The organism is Cellulomonas xylanilytica (assembly GCF_007989805.1).
GTDB lineage: Bacteria > Actinomycetota > Actinomycetes > Actinomycetales > Cellulomonadaceae > Cellulomonas > Cellulomonas xylanilytica.
In genome coordinates, this window is the sequence record NZ_BJUB01000002.1 from 437,115 (window position 1) to 452,744 (window position 15,630).

Sequence of the window (15,630 nt, forward strand, 5' to 3'; positions counted from 1 at the left end):
TCCGGGGCGGAGGCTCCCACCGGCGCCCCACCCTCCGCAAGGCCTGCCAGGCCCACGTCATCGGGCTGCGCGACCCAGCCGTCACGGGCACAGCGCCTCGCCGTAGGCTCGTCGCGTGGCCACCTTCTCCTCCGTGTCGAGACAGAACGTCCTCCAGGCGATCGCCGAGTACGACTCGCGGGGCAGCACGGGCTTCCTCGACGTCTACGGCTTCGAGCCGTTCCCCGGCTACGCGGTCGTGCACGAGGGCCGCAGCTACGACCTGCGGGCTGTCGTCGGTGTCGCGCACCGGTTCGCGACAGGCCGCCTGGCCACGTCCGAGGAGTTCGCCAGCAGCACGGCCAGTGCCGTCGCGATCCTGCGCAAGCGGGGTTTCGACGTGACCGAGCCCGCGGTCGCGGTCCGGCCCGCGCCGGTGCGCGCCGCGCGAGCGCCGCGGGCTCCGCGGACGCCCGTCGCTCGTGCGACCGCCGTGCGGGAGGCACCGTCGGCGACCTGCCCCACGTGCTTCATGACGCTGCCCGCGACGGGCGTCTGCGACGAGTGCGGCTGAGCTCAGCGCTCCAGCCACGCCAGCGCACCCTGCGCGGCGACGACCCCGGTGCTGAACGACGCCTGCAGCAGGTAGCCGCCCGTCGGCGCCTCCCAGTCGAGCATCTCCCCCGCGACGAACGTGCCGGGCAGCCGACGGAGCATCAGCGTGTCGTCGACCTCCGACCACGCGATGCCCCCGGCGGACGAGATCGCCTTCTCGATCGGCATCGTGCCGGTCACCACCACCGGCACGGACTTCACGCGGGTGGCCATCGTCGCCGGGTGGGCCGGGAGCGCGGCGTCGTGCGACTCCCGCAGGAGGGCGACGCCGACCGGGTCCAGACCGATCGTCCGACGCAGCCAGCTCGACACCGAGTCCTTCGGCCGGCGACGCTCCAACCGTTCCGTGAGCTGGCCGACCGTCAGCGCCGGACGCAGGTCGACCTCGAGGACGCACTCCCCCGCGTGGTCGAGGGCGCCACGGATCGCGGCACCGATCGCGTAGACCGGACCCCCCTCGATGCCCGCGCGCGTGACCATCGCGTCGCCGGGCACCGCGGGGCCTCCGTCGCCTCGGACCGACAGCGCGACGTGCTTGAGCGGCGTCCCCTCGAACCGGTCCGCGAACCGGGCCGACCAGCCGACGCGCATCCCCACGTTCGCGGGTCGCAGGGGTGCCACGGTGACGCCCCGGTCGGAGAACGTCCCGACCCAGCCGCCGTCCGAGCCGAGCCTCGGCCACGACGCACCGCCGAGCGCGAAGACCGTCACGTCGCTGGAGACGTCGTCCTGCCGTCCGTCGACGTCCGTCAGGCTCAGGTTCTCGTCGGTCCAGCCCGTCCAGCGGCTCCGGCGCTCGATCCGCACACCGAGGTCCGCCAGACGTGACAGCCACGCCCGGACCAGCGGGGTGGCACGGAACGACCGCGGGAAGACCCGCCCGCTCGACCCGACGAAGGTCGGCTCACCCAGACCGGCGCACCAGTCCCGCAGGTCGTCGGGGCCGAACACCTCGAGCATCGGCGCCAGCCGCTCGGCCGAGGTGCCGTACCGGGGCAGGAAGGCGTCGCGATCCTCGCTGTGCGTGAGGTTCAGGCCACCGTGCCCGGCGAGCAGGAGCTTGCGGGCCGGCGACGGCATGCGGTCGTGCACGGTGACCGCGACGCCCGCGCGCGCCAGCACCTCGGCGGCCATCAACCCGGCGGGGCCACCCCCGACGACGGTCGCCGCGCTCATCGGAGACGCTCGGCGGTGGTCGGCACCGGCCGAACGTAACTGCTTCCGGGCCGCGATGCCGAGCCCTAGCGTGGTGACCACCTGCGCAAGGAGACCCCCATGTCCTCGCCCGACCCTCGGTCCACCTTCTCGCCGGCGGTCCGCGCCCAGATCCTCGCCACCGAGCACTGGAGCCTGCTGGGCACCCGCAGCACCATGTGGTCCGAGGTCATGAGCAGGATCACGATCCACCTGACCGTCATCTCGGCGTCGCTCGTGGTGCTGGCGCTCGTCGCGCAAGCCTCCGGGTTCGGCACGCGGTTCACCGTGCTGTCCATCGGGCTGGCGTCCGCGGCGCTGATCCTCGGCACGCTCACCGGCGTCCGCGTCATGAACGCCAGCCACGACGACAGCGCCCTCATCCTCGGCATGAACCGCGTCCGAGCGGCGTACGTCGCGATCGACCCCGGCGTGGCCGACTACCTGGTGACGTCCTTCGAGGGTGGCCGGGCCGGTCTCATGGGCACCTACACGATGGGTCTGCAGCGGTCCACGCTCAGCCACGTCCTGGGCAGCACGTCGATGTTCGTCAACGTGGTGAACGCCCTGGTGGCGGGCACCCTGGGCGCCCTCGTCGTCGACGCCGCGGACGGCAGCGCCGCCCTCGTCGCCGTCGTCGGCGTGCTGTGCGGTCTGGCCTACCTCGGTGTGTGGCTCGAGTACGGCCGACGCACGTTCAGGATCCGGCCGGACGACGACTGATCGCCACGATGTGCCGCCGCTCGAACGACACGGTGTCCCCCGCGTGCAGCCCGCGCAGCTCCGCCGGGTCGGACGCCAGGACTCCCTCCAGCGACTCCTCGTCCACCGCCGTCACGGTGACCCACATGCGCTCGGCCAGGCCCGTCTCCGGCTCGACGACGAGCTTGACCCGGTCGCCCACCTGGACGGCCGCGGTCGCGTCGTCGCTCGGGACCCGGAAGGTGTCCGGCGCAGCCGCATGCCTCGCGGCGGCATCGGCGAGCGTCCACGCGACCCGCCGCCGGAACAGGCTCACGACCGTCCCGCCATCATCCCGACCCGTCCGCCGTCCGACACCTGCAGCTCCCCGCTGTGCATGGTCAGCATCATCCCGTCGGTCGGTCCCCTCCGCGCGCCCTCGCCCCGGCAGCTCCGAGCGCCTACGTCCACGACGAGGCGGGACGCCCCTGGGATGCTGACGGCATGGTGAGCGACGGTGAGATGTTCCGGACCCTGCCGTTCCCGTTCGACGGTCACCGGTTCCCGGACGCCCTCGGCGCCGTCGTGCAGCGCACGGTGCTCGACGGCACGGAACCCGCTCGTGAGGTGGTCCACTTCTCCGACGGGTCGTGGGCGATCGGGGACGGCGTCTCCGATCCCAACCTGCCGGGCGCCGCGGTGGCCACCCACATCTGGCACGCCATCGCGCAGAACAGCTCGATCGCTGGGCTGGCTCAGATGCCGCCGGGGAGCCTCGCACGCCGACCCGGACCCGGCGAACCCTGGCAGGTCACCGCGCTGGCGGAGGACGACGACTGACCGGATCGTCGGGACGCACGTCCCCCCGGCCCCGCCGACCACTGACGACGCGTCAGACGGCACGCACTAGCCACCGGCCAGCGAACGGACCGTCTCGATGGTGTCGGCCTCGGCGGCGGTCTTGTCGTCGCGGTAGCGCAGCACGCGCGCGAACCGGAGCGCGAGCCCGCCGGGGTACCGCGTCGACCGCTGCAGCCCGTCGAACGCGATCTCGACCACCTGCTCGGGCCGGACGGTGACCACCCAGCCGTCGTCCTCGGTCATCAGCTCGGTGAACCGCTCGGTCTGCCACGCGAGCATCGCGTCGGTCATGCCCTTGAACGTCTTGCCGAGCATGACGAAGCCGTCCCCGTCCCGGGCTCCCAGGTGGATGTTCGAGAGGAACCCCTGCCGCCGGCCGGAGCCTCGCTCGACCGCGAGGACGACCAGGTCGAGGGTGTTGCGCGGCTTGACCTTGATCCACGCGGCCCCGCGTCGACCGGCCTCGTACGGGGCGTCGGCCGCTTTGATGACGACCCCTTCCTGGCCGGCGCGCACCACGTCGGCGAAGTAGCCGCGGGCAGCGTCGACGTCGGAGGTGACCAGCCGGTGCACCACCGACGGCCCCGCGACGGCGTCGAGCGCGTCGAGACGGCGCAGGAGCGGGGCGTCGAGCAGGTCGACGCCGTCGACGTGCAGTGCGTCGAAGAAGAACGGGGTCAGCGTGGTCACGGCGGCGACCTCGGCGTCCTTGGTGGCGGAGCGTGCCGCGGTCTCCTGGAAGGGCCGCGGCCGTCCGTCCGGGCCGACGGCGAGGGCCTCGCCGTCGAGCACCAGCTGGGACGCCGGCATCTGGAGGACGGCCGCGACGATCTCCGGCACCCGGGAGGTGATGTCGTCGAGGCTCCGGGTGTACACCCGCACGTCGGAGCCCTGCCGGTGGACCTGGATCCGGATGCCGTCGAGCTTGGAGTCGACGACCACCGGACCCGGTCCGAGGCTCGCCCACGCGCCGTCGACGTCCGGCGCCGACTGCGCCAGCATCGGCCGCACGGGACGTCCGACGACCAGGGTGAAGTCTGCGAGCGCGGCGACCGGGTCGGGTGACGTGAGCGCGGCGACCGCGACCGGCTCGGTGTCCCCGGCGAGCATCGCCGCGCGACGCACGGTCTCCGGCGGGATCCCCGCAGCCTCGGCGACGGCATCCAGGAGGAGCGCATCCAGCGACCCCTGCCGCAGCTCGCCCGTCACCAGCCCGCCCAGCAGCCGCTGCTCGTCGGAGGTGGCCGCACCGAACAGCTCGGCGGCGAGCGCGTTGCGGGCGAGGACCGACCCAGGACCCTCCAGCTGCGACATCCGCTCGAACACCGCGTCGACGCCCACGACGGTCAGGGACGGTTCGGGCGCCGGGGTGGGCAGCGAGCCGAGGGAGCGCCACCCGAGCCCGGTCCGCCGCTGGCGGAGCTGGCCTCCGAGGTACCGCGAGACGATCCCGACGTCCTCGGGCGGCGTCCGGCGCAGCAGGTCGACCAGGAGGGCGCGCTTGGCCAGCCGCGACCTGGTCGTCGCGAGGGCGGACGACGTCGTCGCCAGGTCGGCCAGCAGCATCCCTGCATCCTGCCGCCCGGCACCGACATCCCGCTCGCCGGGCTACGCCCCGATGCCGCCGTCCACGTACAGCCAGCGACCGTCCTCGCGCACGAAGTGGCTGGTCTCGTGCAGCCGGCCGCGCTGCCCGATCGCCGTCCCGTCGTCCAGCCGGTAGTGCGCGACGAACTCGACCGTGCCGGCGTCGTCCCACGGCCCGCCGGCGTCGGCGCGCACCACGTCGAGCCGGTGCCACGCCATCTCGTCGTCGAGCTCCAGCAGGTCGGGCCGGGTGCTCGGGTGCCACGTGACCAGCAGGTAGTGGGCGGCCCCGGTCGCGAACGCGGTGTACCGCGAGCGCATCAGGGCCTCGGCGGTCGGGGCTCGGCGGCCGTCGGCCAGGTAGCGGCCGCAGCACTCGCCGTACGTCTCTCCCGTGCCGCAGGGGCAGCGGTCGTCATGCTCGGTCATCGACCCTCCGGGCGCCGTCGTCGGGGCGAACGTAGCAAGAACTCTGGGCGGCGTCGGCACGCCGAATCCGTCACTCCCGTTCCCGTCGGGCCAGTCGTGCCGTACGGTTGTCCCTGTAGTCGCAGTGAATCGCTTGTCATGACGGCCAGGGGAGACCCGGCAGGACGTTCTCGAGGACCACCTCGGAGACGGACGACGAACACCGTGAATACCGGTCCCGGTCATCCGGGAGTTGTCCATACCGCACGTGAGAGAAGAGAGCATCATGCCTGTTGGCACCGTGAAGTGGTTCAACGCCGAGAAGGGCTTCGGCTTCATCGCCCCCGAGGACGGCGGACCCGACGTCTTCGCGCACTACAGCGCCATCACGACGAGCGGCTACCGCACGCTCGAGGAGAACCAGAAGGTCCAGTTCGAGGTCACGCAGGGCCCCAAGGGCCCGCAGGCGTCGAACATCACGCCTCTCTGAGCTGATCTGAGCTCATAGCTCCATCGCGCGAGACCCCGGCCTCACGGCCGGGGTCTCGTCGCATCACCACCGAGGCGCCTCCGATCTGCTCATCGACCGACCGAACTCGCGCCGCGCTCTGCACGACCCGACAGGACGGATGTCCATGAGCTCTTCGACGCTCACGCCCACCCCCACCCGACCGCGCGACCGCGCGGTCAGCGACTTCACCGAGCTGACGCGCACCATCCAGGCCGCCGGACTGATGAAGCGCCGCCCCGCGCACTACGCCGTGCGGCTCTCCGCCGCCGTCGTGGCCGTCCTCGGGCTGATCGCCACGATCATCCTGGTCGGCGACTCCTGGTGGCAGATCGCCGTCGCGTTCGTCGCCGCCGTGATCCTCACCCAGATCGCGTTCCTCGGCCACGACGCCGCGCACCGCCAGATCTTCGCCGACGGACGCGCCAACAACTGGACGTCCCTCGTGCTGGCCGACCTGTTCGTCGGCCTGAGCCACGGCTGGTGGCAGCGCAAGCACACGCGCCACCACGCCAACCCGAACAAGATCGACACCGACCCCGACATCGAGATCGAGGCGCTGGCGTTCACGCCGGACCAGGCCGCGAAGCGGACGTCGAAGCTGTCGGTCTGGTACCTGAACCACCAGGGCTGGTTCTTCTTCCCGCTGCTGTTCCTCGAGGGTGTCGCGCTGCACGTCGCCGCGATCAAGCGCCTCTCGTCGCGGGACAAGCTGGAGCACCGCGCAGCCGAGATCGTCATGATGACCATCCGGCTCGTCGGCGGCACCGCCCTCGTCTTCCTGACCATGTCCTGGCCGATCGCGCTGGTCTTCCTGGCTGTGCAGATGGGCGTCTTCGGGTTCTACATGGGTGCCTCGTTCGCCCCGAACCACAAGGGCATGCCGCTCATCCCGAAGGACTCGCGTCTCGACTTCCTGCGCCGTCAGGTGCTGACCAGCCGGAACATCGGCGGCGGCAAGTGGGTCGACGTGCTCATGGGCGGGCTCAACCACCAGGTCGAGCACCACCTGTTCCCGTCGATGCCGCGCCCGTCGCTGCGCCGCGCGAAGCCGATCGTCGAGGCGTACTGCCGCGAGCACAACATCCCCTACGTCCAGGTCTCGCTGCCGCGCTCGTACGCGATCATCGTCAAGTACCTGAACACCGTCGGGAAGTCGGACCGCGACCCGTTCAACTGCCCGATGACGGCGCTCTACCGCGTCTGACCCTCGGCTCCTCGAAGCCCCCGTCGCCCCTGTGAGGGCGGCGGGGGCTTCGTCGTCGGCGGTCCGGGTCAGACGGTCCATCCCGCCGACGAGCACGCCATGACCGCCACCACGGCGCGCTGTCGCGTCAGGCACGGCGTGTTCGCGCCAGAGGACAGACTCCGCCGCACCGGGCGGCCGGTCGCCCTGGCGACACGCAGAAGGGCGCCGGTCGGTAGTGACCCCGACCGGCGCCCCGGGGGTCGCGCTTGCCCTCGCGACCCCTCGATGCTCGACGTGTCAGTCGAGCATCGCGATCACCTGCTTGGCCTGGTACCCGAGGATCGCCCGGGCGGCCGGGGTGACGGTGGACAGGCGTGTCCGTGGCGTGAGGAGCTCCACGTACGCCTTCAACGACTTCACGGCGACCTTCTCGTTGCCGGCGTCGGCGGCCTTGTCTGCCACCTCGACCGCGGCGAGCAGCCCGGCGGCTGCCAGACCCTTGACCGCACCGCCGGCGATCTGGGCCTTGGTGGCGTCCCGGAGGGCGTCGATGCTGCCCGGCGCGTAGAACGACGGCACGGGCACCTGCGTGTAGTCGGTGTCCGAGGCGAGGTAGAAGCCGACGTACGACGGCTGGTTGTACGTCGTCTGCTGACGGGCGACCTCGACCCGGTACTGCGGGTCGTGCATGAGGGTGTACATCTTCGTGTGGCTCAGGCCGGTGCTGGTGAACAGCCGGATCGCCGACGAGTCCTCGGTGCGGACCAGCAGCTCCTCGCGGGAGTCGCCCAGGACGTCCGCGACCAGGGACGGGTTGCCCTTGGTGCCGTTGTTCGAGCGCGTCCCCGTGGCGGTGAGCTGGTTCCCGCGGGTCCAGTCGTCGATGGTGACGTCCTGGGCGGCAGAGCCGTTGACGATCTGCGTGGTGCCGTCCGGCAGCCACCGGATGCTCATGTTGGTGCCCGGGATGGGCCCCGGGGTGACGACGCCCGCCGCGGAGTACAGCCCGAGCGAGTCGGTGCCGCCGGGCAGGCTCGCCCAGGCCTCCTGGCCGCGCACCGACGGCAGCACGTCGCCGATCATCGCCCGGCCGGTGTCCCTGCCGGAGTACACGCCGAACAGGACCTCGCCGGTCCCGGCGTCGCGCATCGCCATGCCGTAGGGCGCGAAGGTCCCACCCTCGTGCGCGGTGAAGATCTCCAGGCCGGGGCGGTCCGGGTCGATGTCGGTGACGTGCATGGCGTCGCCGTGACCGAGGCGGACGACCTCGCCCGGTGCGGCGCTGCCGGCCGGGAGCGTGTCGAATGACGAGTACAGCACGGAGCCGTCGTCGTCGATCGTCGCGGCGCCGTAGACGATCTCGTGCTTGCCGTCACCGTCGACGTCGGACGCGGAGAGCGAGTGGAAGCCCTGCGTCGTGAGCTTCCCGTACACCGGGTCGGTGCCGTCGCGGCCGTGCGGGCCGTCGTTGAACGGGTTGGTCAGCGGGACGTGACCCGAGTCGACGTACCAGCGCTCCTTGAGCTTCTTGCCGTCCCAGTCGTACGCGACGAGCGTGGTGCGCGTGTAGTAGCCGCGGGCGAAGATCGCCGACGGCGTCTGCCCGTCGAGGTACGCGACACCGGCGAGGAAGCGGTCGACGCGGTTGCCCGGCTCGATGCGGGACATGGCGTAGTCGCCCCACAGCAGCCCGTCGTCGCCGCGACCCGGCTTGTAGTCGATGGTCTGGAGCTCCTTGCCGGTGGCCCCGGCGAACACCGTCAGGTACTCCGGTCCGTCGAGGATGAAGCCCTCGAAGTTGCGCAGCACGTTGCGGGCGCTGCGGCTGGGCGCGTAGACGTCGATGAAGGAGTTGGCGAGCGCCGTCGCGTCCTCGGACGAGAGCGGGTACGCGTACTGCGGCGCGATGCCGAGTGCCGCCTCGACCGTGGACGGCCAGCGGCCCGCCACGACCTCCGGGTGGCTGCTCCAGCCCTGGAGCAGCGTGACCAGGTGGTCGAAGTAGCCCTGCTTGCTCAGCCGGTAGTCGGTCGTGTCCGTGACGCCCGCGGCGCGGTCGCGCCTGGGCAGCCCGATGTACTTCTCGCTGACCACGGATCCGTCCGGCGCGTACTGGGTGATCCTGCTGCCGGGGGCCGTCTTCATCATGAGCTCGGCCTTGCCGTCGCCGTCGTAGTCGTAGACGGGGAACTGCGTGTAGTGGGCGCCTGCGCGGATGTTCACGCCCAGGTCGATCCGCCACAGCTGCGTGCCGTCCTGCTCGTACGCGTCGACGAACACGTTGCCGGTGTAGCCGACCTGGCTGACGTCCTTCGAGTTGGACGGGTCCCACTTGACGATGTACTCGTACTGGCCGTCACCGTCGACGTCGGCCACCGACATGTCGTTGGCCGCGTACGTGTACGCCTCGCCCACGGGGGTGACGCCGTCGGCCGGCTTGTGCAGCGGGATGTCGAGGCTCGCCTGCGCCCAGGGCGTCGCCTCGGCACCGTCGACCTCGGCGCCGTCCACCACGGCGGCGACCCGGTAGCGGGAGGCCGTGGTCCCGGCGGGGTCGACGAAGTTGGTGGAGTCGGTGACCGTGCCGAGCAGGGTGCCGTCGCGGTAGACCGCGAAGTCGGGGCCGGTCAGCCCGGTCGCGGTGGCGCCCGTGACCTCGCCGGCCAGCAGCCGCCAGGACAGGAACACACCCTCCGACGTGGCGGCGGCCACGAGCCCCCGGTCCAGGCGCTCGAGGGTCAGTCCGTCGGGACCCTTGCTGGGTCCGTGCCCGCTCAGCGTGGCGGGGGCGGTCCCGGTCGCGGCGGTGGCGGGGGTCGCCGCCAGCGTGCCGACGAGCAGCACGGACCCGGCGATCGCGGTGATCGTCCGTCCTCGGCGTTGCGTCAGACTCATCCTTGAATCCTTTCAATCGGCTAGGCGTCCCCACGGGGTGAAGGGGTGGCTCCCGATGAGGAAAGCCGGGGGCGCCTTTGACCCCGACCGCCCACGACCGTATCGCCTGAATCACCCGAGTCAACCCTTGCTGCGACATTCGCCGGATACCGTCGTCGGGAGCGCTCCCGCCGACGGAAACCGCTATCCAGACTCCCCCGACTCGGATGCCCGTCGGCCGCCGATCCCGTCCTCGAGGTGAGCTCGGGCGCGGCGCCAGGTGCCGCGAGATCGTGGGTCCGGCACGAGATCGACGGTGCGTATCCCCGATCTCGGGGCGATGCGACGATCTCGGGGAGGGTCGGCGGAGCAGGCCATCCTCGGAGCGGCGCCGCCCGGCTCCGCACGACGTCGCCACCTCACCCGCGTCGGCGGCACGGCGGGGCGGGACCGTCACCTAGACTCCCTCCGTGATCTTCAAGGCGGTGGGCGAGGGCAGGCCCTACCCTGAGCACGGGCTGGAGACGGCCAAGCAGTGGGCCGAGGTGCCGCCGCGCCAGGTGCGGCTGGACGAGCTGGTGACGACGAAGCGCACGCTCGACCTCGACGCGCTGCTCGCGGAGGACTCCACGTTCTACGGCGACCTCTTCGCGCACGTCGTGCAGTACCGCGGCGTGATGTACCTGGAGGACGGTCTGCACCGGGCCGTCCGGGCTGCGCTGCACCAGCGCGCGCTGCTGCACGCCCGGGTGCTGGTGATCAAGTGACCGAGCAGGACCGCGCCCGGCAGCTGCGCCGACGGCACATGCACGAGCGCCAGGCCGTGATCTTCGGGGTGCTCCTCGCGGTCCTCGCGCTCGCCGGCCTCGGTGCCGCGGCGATGTTCACGGGCAGCCTGAACCTGCCGGTGTTCGCGCGCGACTTCAAGGCCGTGCCCTCGCCGACCGCGTCGCAGGACCCGTTCCCGTGCCCCCCGGCCGGGGCGCTGCCCATCGCCGCCAACCAGATCAGTGTGAAGGTCTTCAACGCCACCACGCGCGTCGGCCTCGCCGGTGCGACGGCGGCGTCCCTGGTCGAGCGCGGCTTCGCCGTCCCGTCCGCGGAGAACGCCGCGGCCACCTACGACGGCACGGCACGCATCATCTTCGGCGTCCCCGGCGCAGTCCAGGCGTACACCCTCGCGGCGCACATCGACGGAGCGGTCTTCGTGCTGGACCCGCGGGCGGACGCGAGCGTCGACCTGGCGCTGGGTGCCGAGTTCGCCGAGCTCAAGCCGCTCGACACGGTCGCGCTCGACCCCGCGGTCCCCCTCGCGGCGCCCCCGGGCTGCACCCCGTTCGACGAGGTCGTCGCTCCCGTGACGGAGACCCCCGCCGCCGGCTGATGCTCGCCGTGCGCGGCGATGGCGGCCGTGCGACCGTGGATCTCCGCCGTGGTCACCGACCACGGAACGACGAGGGAGGTCGACGATGACCGAGTCAGACACCACGCCCGACCCCGTGAGCAAGACGGCCCCGGAGGCTCCGCCGGCACCCGACGACCCGCCCGCCGGTGACGAGTACGTCGACGGTGAGAACCGCGGTGCGGTGCTCCCGGCGACGGGCAACGGCGGCGCAGCCCCCGTGCCGCTGCCGCCCACACCGGGCCGCGCCGGCTGATTCTCACAGCCAGGAGCACCACGACGAGGCCGACGAGCGGGCTAGCCTGATCTCCTGCCCGCTCGTCGGCCGCGTCCGGCCACTGCCTCGGAGGTCGCGCTGCTCCGCCGCCTGCTGCACTCCACCACGGCCGTCTGGGTCGCCTTCGTCCTCGTGCACGGCTGGCTCGCGCTCGTCGGCCTGGTCCTGATCCCCCAGGAGGCGTTCTGGGACCTCGACCTGTACCGCTACTGGATGTGGCTCGGCATCAACCGGGGCGAGTGGCCCGTGCTCTCCGGCTCGTGGGTGTACCCGGCCGGGGCCATCATCCCGATGCTGGCCGCCGCGGTCGGCGGGTCCGGCGGCGGCTCCGCGTACCCGGCGGTGTGGGCGCTGATGATCACCGTGCTCGACGCGGTCGCGGTCGCGTTCCTGCTGCACACGCGCCGGCCCGACCGGCCGCAGGAGCCCCCGACAGCCCTCGGCGCCTGGTGGTGGCTCGCCTTCCTCGTCCTCCTCGGACCGGTCGCGATGGGTCGTCTCGACGCCGTCATCGCGCCCGTGGTGGTCGTCGCCCTGTCGATCGCGCTGAACCACCCGCGGATCACCTCCGCCCTCCTCACGGCAGCCGCGTGGGTCAAGGTGGCGCCCGGCGCGCTGCTGATCGCCCTCTTCGTCGCGGTGCGCCGACCGTGGCGCAGCGTGGTGGTGCCCGCGGCGATCGTTAGCGTCGTGGTCGTCGGCACGGTGGCAGCGCTGGGCGGTCTGCCGCACGTCTCGTCGTTCCTCACCGAGCAGGAGGACCGCGGGCTGCAGATCGAGTCACCGGGGGCCACGCCGTGGCTGGTCGCCGGGCTGTTCTCGGAGTCGATCACGCGGTACCTGAACCAGCCGATCGTCACGTGGGAGATCACGGGCCCGGGCACCCAGGGCGCGGCGGACGTGCTCGGTGCACTCTTCTTCCTCGCGCTCGGCGCGGCGGCCCTGCTGCTGTGGTGGCGCCGTGAGCAGCTCGGTGCGCGGATGTGGTCCGGCGGGATCGCGCGCACGGAGCTGCTGGTCCGCGGGGCTCTGCTGCTGACGCTGGCCATGCTGGTGTTCAACAAGGTGGGGTCGCCGCAGTACATCGGCTGGCTCGCACCGCCCGTGGCGGTGGCCCTGGCGCTGCGGCTGCCGGGCTGGCGCACGACGGCGTGGCTGGTGCTGGGCACCGCGGCGGCGACCCAGGTGGTGTTCCCCTGGTTCTACCCCGAGGTGATCTCCGGCGGACCGGCCGTCACGCTGACGCTGGCCGCCCGCAACATCGCGCTCGTGGTGCTGCTGGTGCACACCGTGGTGGCGCTGGTCAGGCCGCTGCCGGCCGACGGCGGTCCCGACGGCCGGCCGGACGATCAGCCCGATGCCCTGCGCCGCCAGGAGCGGATCACGAGCGCCAGCCCGGCCGCGTAGGTCACGCCGAGCACCCCGAGGTACGGCACGTAGAACCGTCGCAGGACGGGGTGCCCGACCACGGCGGCGCCCCCGATCGCGGCGCCCATCGCCACCGCACGCGCACCGCGGGCACCGGCCGTGTGCACCGCGAGCGGGATCCGCGGGATGCCGGCGTCCCCGGCTGCGGCGGCGTAGAGCTTGACGGGGACACCGTTCGCCGCCTGCTTCCAGACGCCGCGGGCGCCGGCAGCCATGTGCTGGGCCGCCGCGTCGCGCATCGTGCTCGTGGTCAGCGGTGCGGGCGGTCGCAGGCCGCGCCGGGTCAGCTCGGACGTGACCAGGACGCCGGCGACCGACCCTGCGGTCAGCCAGGCGGCCGCGGGCAGGATCCGGCGCGGGTTGGCGACGGCGACGACAGCCAGGTACATCTCCATCGTCACCGGCCAGCTGACGGCCTCGGCGAACCCCCAGGCGGCGGCGCCGGCCATCCCGGCCTTCCCGTCCATCGCCCGGTACAGGACGCGCCAGGTGCGGGACACCGACGCGGTCGCGGGGCCCTCGGCGAGCAGGGCCTCCAGCTGGTGGACCACCGGCGACATGTCGTCGTCGACGAGGTCCTCGGGCTGGATGGGGTGGCCGAGGCGGACCTCGACAGGACCGGGGTGCAGGCCGCCGCCCTTGGGCAGCAGGTCGTGGGTGCCGACGATGGCGACCGGCAGCACCGGGACGTCGAACTCGCGGGCGATCCGCAGGGCGCCGCTGCGCAGCTCCCCCAGCCGGCCGTCGGGGCTGCGGGTGCCCTCGGGGAACACGAGCAGGCTAGACCCGGCACCCAGCACCGTCTGCGCGCCGTCCACGAGCCCCGAGTAGCCCCCGCCCTTGCGGTGCACCGGGACCGCGCCGATGGCGAGCTTGAGGCCCACCCGCATCCACGTCTTCTCGAACCAGTAGTCCTCGGCCGCGACGACCACCGGCTTGTACGGCGCGGGGAACGCGGCGATCAGCGCCGGGGTGTCGGCGTGCGAGCTGTGGTTGGCGACGATGACCATCGCCTCGTACGGCGCCGAGCCGCGGACCTTGTACCCGCCGACGAGGTGGAAGACGTTGCGCCAGAGGGTGTGCCGAGCGGCGCCGGCCAGGTTGAACCCGGGCGGCAGACCGACCCGTCGTCGGGACGTCATGCCAGCACCGCCGCGAGCGGGAGCACCAGCAGCAGGGAGTCCACGCGGTCCAGCAGGCCACCGAAGCCGGGCAGCCACGCCCCGGCGTCCTTGACCCCGGCGCGACGCTTCACCATCGACTCCAACAGGTCTCCTCCGACGCTCCCGAGCAGCACGGCGACGTACAGCCCCGGCGAGGCGGCGTCCAGCACGACGAGCACGACGGCAGCCCCGACGGCGGCTCCGACCATACCGCCGACGGTCTTGTTCGGACTGAGCCGGGAGAGTGGTCGTCGCGCCCACGCGAACCGGCGCAGGCCGGTCCCGCCGCACCAGGCGGCGATGTCCGTCGCGGCCGCCGCGAAGCACAGCAGGTACGCGTCGCTGCCGACGAGCACCAGGTTGGCCAGCGACCAGCACAACCAGATGGAGCCGAACCCCGTCAGCGTCGCCCGCTCGAGACCACGCTCGGAGTCACCCGCGAGCAGGGCGGGGACGGCGCAGAGCAGCGCGACGAGCGGCACCAGGGCGAGCAGGTCCGGTGCCAGCCACGCGGCGAGCGGGTAGGCGACCGCGAGCACCAGCAGGAGCGTCGTCTCGGCACGCGGCAGGCGCATCATCGCGGCGAACTCCCGCACCGCCTGCAGCGCGAGCAGGGCCGCGAGCGCCGCCGTGGGCCCGGGACCGAGCCACATGGGGATGCCGATGACGGGCAGGATCAGCGCCCACGTGGTCCAGCGGCGACGGAGCTCGGGGTTGCCGGAGAGGAACACCGGGACGGCCGCGACCGCCAGGATGGTCACGCTGACGGCCAGCAGCCAGACGGCCCGGCCCTCGAGGTCGAGGTGCCACCCGGCGAGCGTGGCGTGGATCTCGAGATCGGGGACGAGGTTCACGCGAGGAGCCGGCGCAGCTCGCGCAGCCGCGTGGTCGCGGTGACCAGGGACAGCCCGATGACGACGGGCAGCAGGATCGGGGTCAGGCTCGGTGCCGCGACCAGGAGGACCACCGCGAGGCAGCGTTCGGTCTTGCCGAACGGGCCGCCGTTGAGCCGCGGCGCCCCTGCCCCGGCGCCCGCCAGCGACGCGACCGTGGGCAGCGTCGCGGCGACGGCGGCGACCAGCACGAGCACGAGCCCCGCCGTGCCCTGCTCACGGCTCAGGAGCACGGCGAGGCCGGCGAACATCAGCAGGTCGCTGGCCCGGTCCCCGACCTCGTTGAGGACGAAGCCCCACGGCCGTTCCACGGCGCGCGCCCGGGCGACGGCCCCGTCGAGGTTGGCCCCCGCCAGGCGGGCTGCCAGAAGCACGAGCACGGCCGGCCACCAGCCGAGCGCGATCGCGACGCCGGCCGCGGCGGCGGCGGCCACCCCGGACCACGTGAAGACGTCCGGCGACACGTCCCGGCGCACGGCCCACCGGACGACGCCGTCGAGCTGTCGCGTGTACCAGGGTTTCAGTGCATACAGGCCGCGCATGCCGGGACCCTAGCGAGTTCCCGTGCGCG

17 protein-coding genes are annotated in these 15,630 nt (G+C 72.6%); 9 read left to right on the forward strand and 8 right to left on the reverse strand.

Annotated features, from left to right (window positions below; genetic code table 11):
• Positions 1 to 115 precede the first annotated feature (115 nt).
• Positions 116 to 553 (forward strand): ScoMcrA-related endonuclease, encoded by a 438-nt coding sequence (locus tag CXY01_RS04895; protein WP_146925926.1) that lies wholly within the window; start codon positions 116 to 118, stop codon positions 551 to 553.
• A 2-nt stretch (positions 554 to 555) separates the two neighbouring features.
• Here the strand turns inward: CXY01_RS04895 and CXY01_RS04900 are convergent, their stop codons facing one another.
• Positions 556 to 1,770, reverse strand: coding sequence for a BaiN/RdsA family NAD(P)/FAD-dependent oxidoreductase (locus CXY01_RS04900; RefSeq protein WP_146925927.1), 1,215 nt, complete (start codon positions 1,768 to 1,770; stop codon positions 556 to 558).
• 99 nt (positions 1,771 to 1,869) lie between these two features.
• Between CXY01_RS04900 and CXY01_RS04905 the strand changes: the two genes are divergently transcribed.
• Positions 1,870 to 2,511: a hypothetical protein gene (locus CXY01_RS04905; RefSeq protein ID WP_146925928.1), complete on the forward strand. Its 642-nt coding sequence runs from the start codon at positions 1,870 to 1,872 to the stop codon at positions 2,509 to 2,511.
• On the opposite strand, the gene CXY01_RS04910 is transcribed toward CXY01_RS04905, so the two are convergent.
• Positions 2,486 to 2,806, reverse strand: coding sequence for a DUF2314 domain-containing protein (locus tag CXY01_RS04910; protein WP_146925929.1), 321 nt, complete (start codon positions 2,804 to 2,806; stop codon positions 2,486 to 2,488). The two genes, CXY01_RS04905 and CXY01_RS04910, sit on opposite strands and share 26 nt — an antisense overlap.
• A 167-nt stretch (positions 2,807 to 2,973) precedes the next feature.
• Between CXY01_RS04910 and CXY01_RS04915 the strand changes: the two genes are divergently transcribed.
• Positions 2,974 to 3,309 (forward strand): hypothetical protein, encoded by a 336-nt coding sequence (locus CXY01_RS04915; RefSeq protein WP_146925930.1) that lies wholly within the window; start codon positions 2,974 to 2,976, stop codon positions 3,307 to 3,309.
• A 66-nt stretch (positions 3,310 to 3,375) separates the two neighbouring features.
• On the opposite strand, the gene CXY01_RS04920 is transcribed toward CXY01_RS04915, so the two are convergent.
• Together CXY01_RS04920 and CXY01_RS04925 are read right to left on the reverse strand one after the other, a co-directional pair.
• Positions 3,376 to 4,896 (reverse strand): ATP-dependent DNA ligase, encoded by a 1,521-nt coding sequence (locus CXY01_RS04920; protein WP_146925931.1) that lies wholly within the window; start codon positions 4,894 to 4,896, stop codon positions 3,376 to 3,378.
• Between the two features lie 42 nt (positions 4,897 to 4,938).
• A complete protein-coding gene (locus tag CXY01_RS04925) occupies positions 4,939 to 5,346 on the reverse strand; it encodes a YchJ family protein (RefSeq protein WP_146925932.1) in 408 nt (135 codons plus the stop codon).
• 265 nt (positions 5,347 to 5,611) lie between these two features.
• Between CXY01_RS04925 and CXY01_RS04930 the strand changes: the two genes are divergently transcribed.
• Both CXY01_RS04930 and CXY01_RS04935 read left to right on the forward strand, forming a co-directional pair.
• Entirely contained in the window at positions 5,612 to 5,815 is a 204-nt protein-coding gene (locus CXY01_RS04930; protein WP_028049733.1) for a cold-shock protein, read from the forward strand.
• Between the two features lie 145 nt (positions 5,816 to 5,960).
• Positions 5,961 to 7,040 (forward strand): fatty acid desaturase family protein, encoded by a 1,080-nt coding sequence (locus CXY01_RS04935; protein WP_146925933.1) that lies wholly within the window; start codon positions 5,961 to 5,963, stop codon positions 7,038 to 7,040.
• Positions 7,041 to 7,319: 279 nt separating this feature from the next.
• Here the strand turns inward: CXY01_RS04935 and CXY01_RS04940 are convergent, their stop codons facing one another.
• Positions 7,320 to 9,917 (reverse strand): rhamnogalacturonan lyase, encoded by a 2,598-nt coding sequence (locus CXY01_RS04940; protein WP_146925934.1) that lies wholly within the window; start codon positions 9,915 to 9,917, stop codon positions 7,320 to 7,322.
• Positions 9,918 to 10,366: 449 nt separating this feature from the next.
• On the opposite strand from CXY01_RS04940, the gene CXY01_RS04945 reads away from it, so the two are divergent.
• From CXY01_RS04945 to CXY01_RS04960, 4 genes are all read left to right on the forward strand, one after another.
• A complete protein-coding gene (locus CXY01_RS04945; RefSeq protein WP_055919049.1) occupies positions 10,367 to 10,663 on the forward strand; it encodes a type II toxin-antitoxin system VapB family antitoxin in 297 nt (98 codons plus the stop codon).
• Entirely contained in the window at positions 10,660 to 11,280 is a 621-nt protein-coding gene (locus tag CXY01_RS04950; protein WP_146925935.1) for a LytR C-terminal domain-containing protein, read from the forward strand. The genes CXY01_RS04945 and CXY01_RS04950 overlap by 4 nt, the downstream gene beginning before the upstream one ends.
• Before the next feature lie 85 nt (positions 11,281 to 11,365).
• Complete coding sequence (locus CXY01_RS04955) at positions 11,366 to 11,554, forward strand: hypothetical protein (RefSeq protein ID WP_146925936.1); 189 nt, start codon at positions 11,366 to 11,368, stop codon at positions 11,552 to 11,554.
• 153 nt (positions 11,555 to 11,707) lie between these two features.
• Positions 11,708 to 12,982: a glycosyltransferase 87 family protein gene (locus CXY01_RS04960; RefSeq protein ID WP_146925937.1), complete on the forward strand. Its 1,275-nt coding sequence runs from the start codon at positions 11,708 to 11,710 to the stop codon at positions 12,980 to 12,982.
• On the opposite strand, the gene CXY01_RS04965 is transcribed toward CXY01_RS04960, so the two are convergent.
• From CXY01_RS04965 to CXY01_RS04975, 3 genes are read right to left on the reverse strand one after another with little or no spacing between them, the layout of a single operon-like run.
• Complete coding sequence (locus tag CXY01_RS04965) at positions 12,925 to 14,145, reverse strand: lysophospholipid acyltransferase family protein (protein ID WP_146925938.1); 1,221 nt, start codon at positions 14,143 to 14,145, stop codon at positions 12,925 to 12,927. The two genes, CXY01_RS04960 and CXY01_RS04965, sit on opposite strands and share 58 nt — an antisense overlap.
• Complete coding sequence (locus CXY01_RS04970; protein ID WP_146925939.1) at positions 14,142 to 15,020, reverse strand: phosphatidate cytidylyltransferase; 879 nt, start codon at positions 15,018 to 15,020, stop codon at positions 14,142 to 14,144. Before CXY01_RS04970 ends, CXY01_RS04965 begins: the two co-directional genes overlap by 4 nt.
• On the reverse strand, positions 15,017 to 15,601 hold the full coding sequence (locus CXY01_RS04975) for a CDP-alcohol phosphatidyltransferase family protein (RefSeq protein WP_146925940.1): 585 nt from the start codon (positions 15,599 to 15,601) through the stop codon (positions 15,017 to 15,019). Before CXY01_RS04975 ends, CXY01_RS04970 begins: the two co-directional genes overlap by 4 nt.
• Between the last annotated feature and the right edge of the window lie 29 nt (positions 15,602 to 15,630).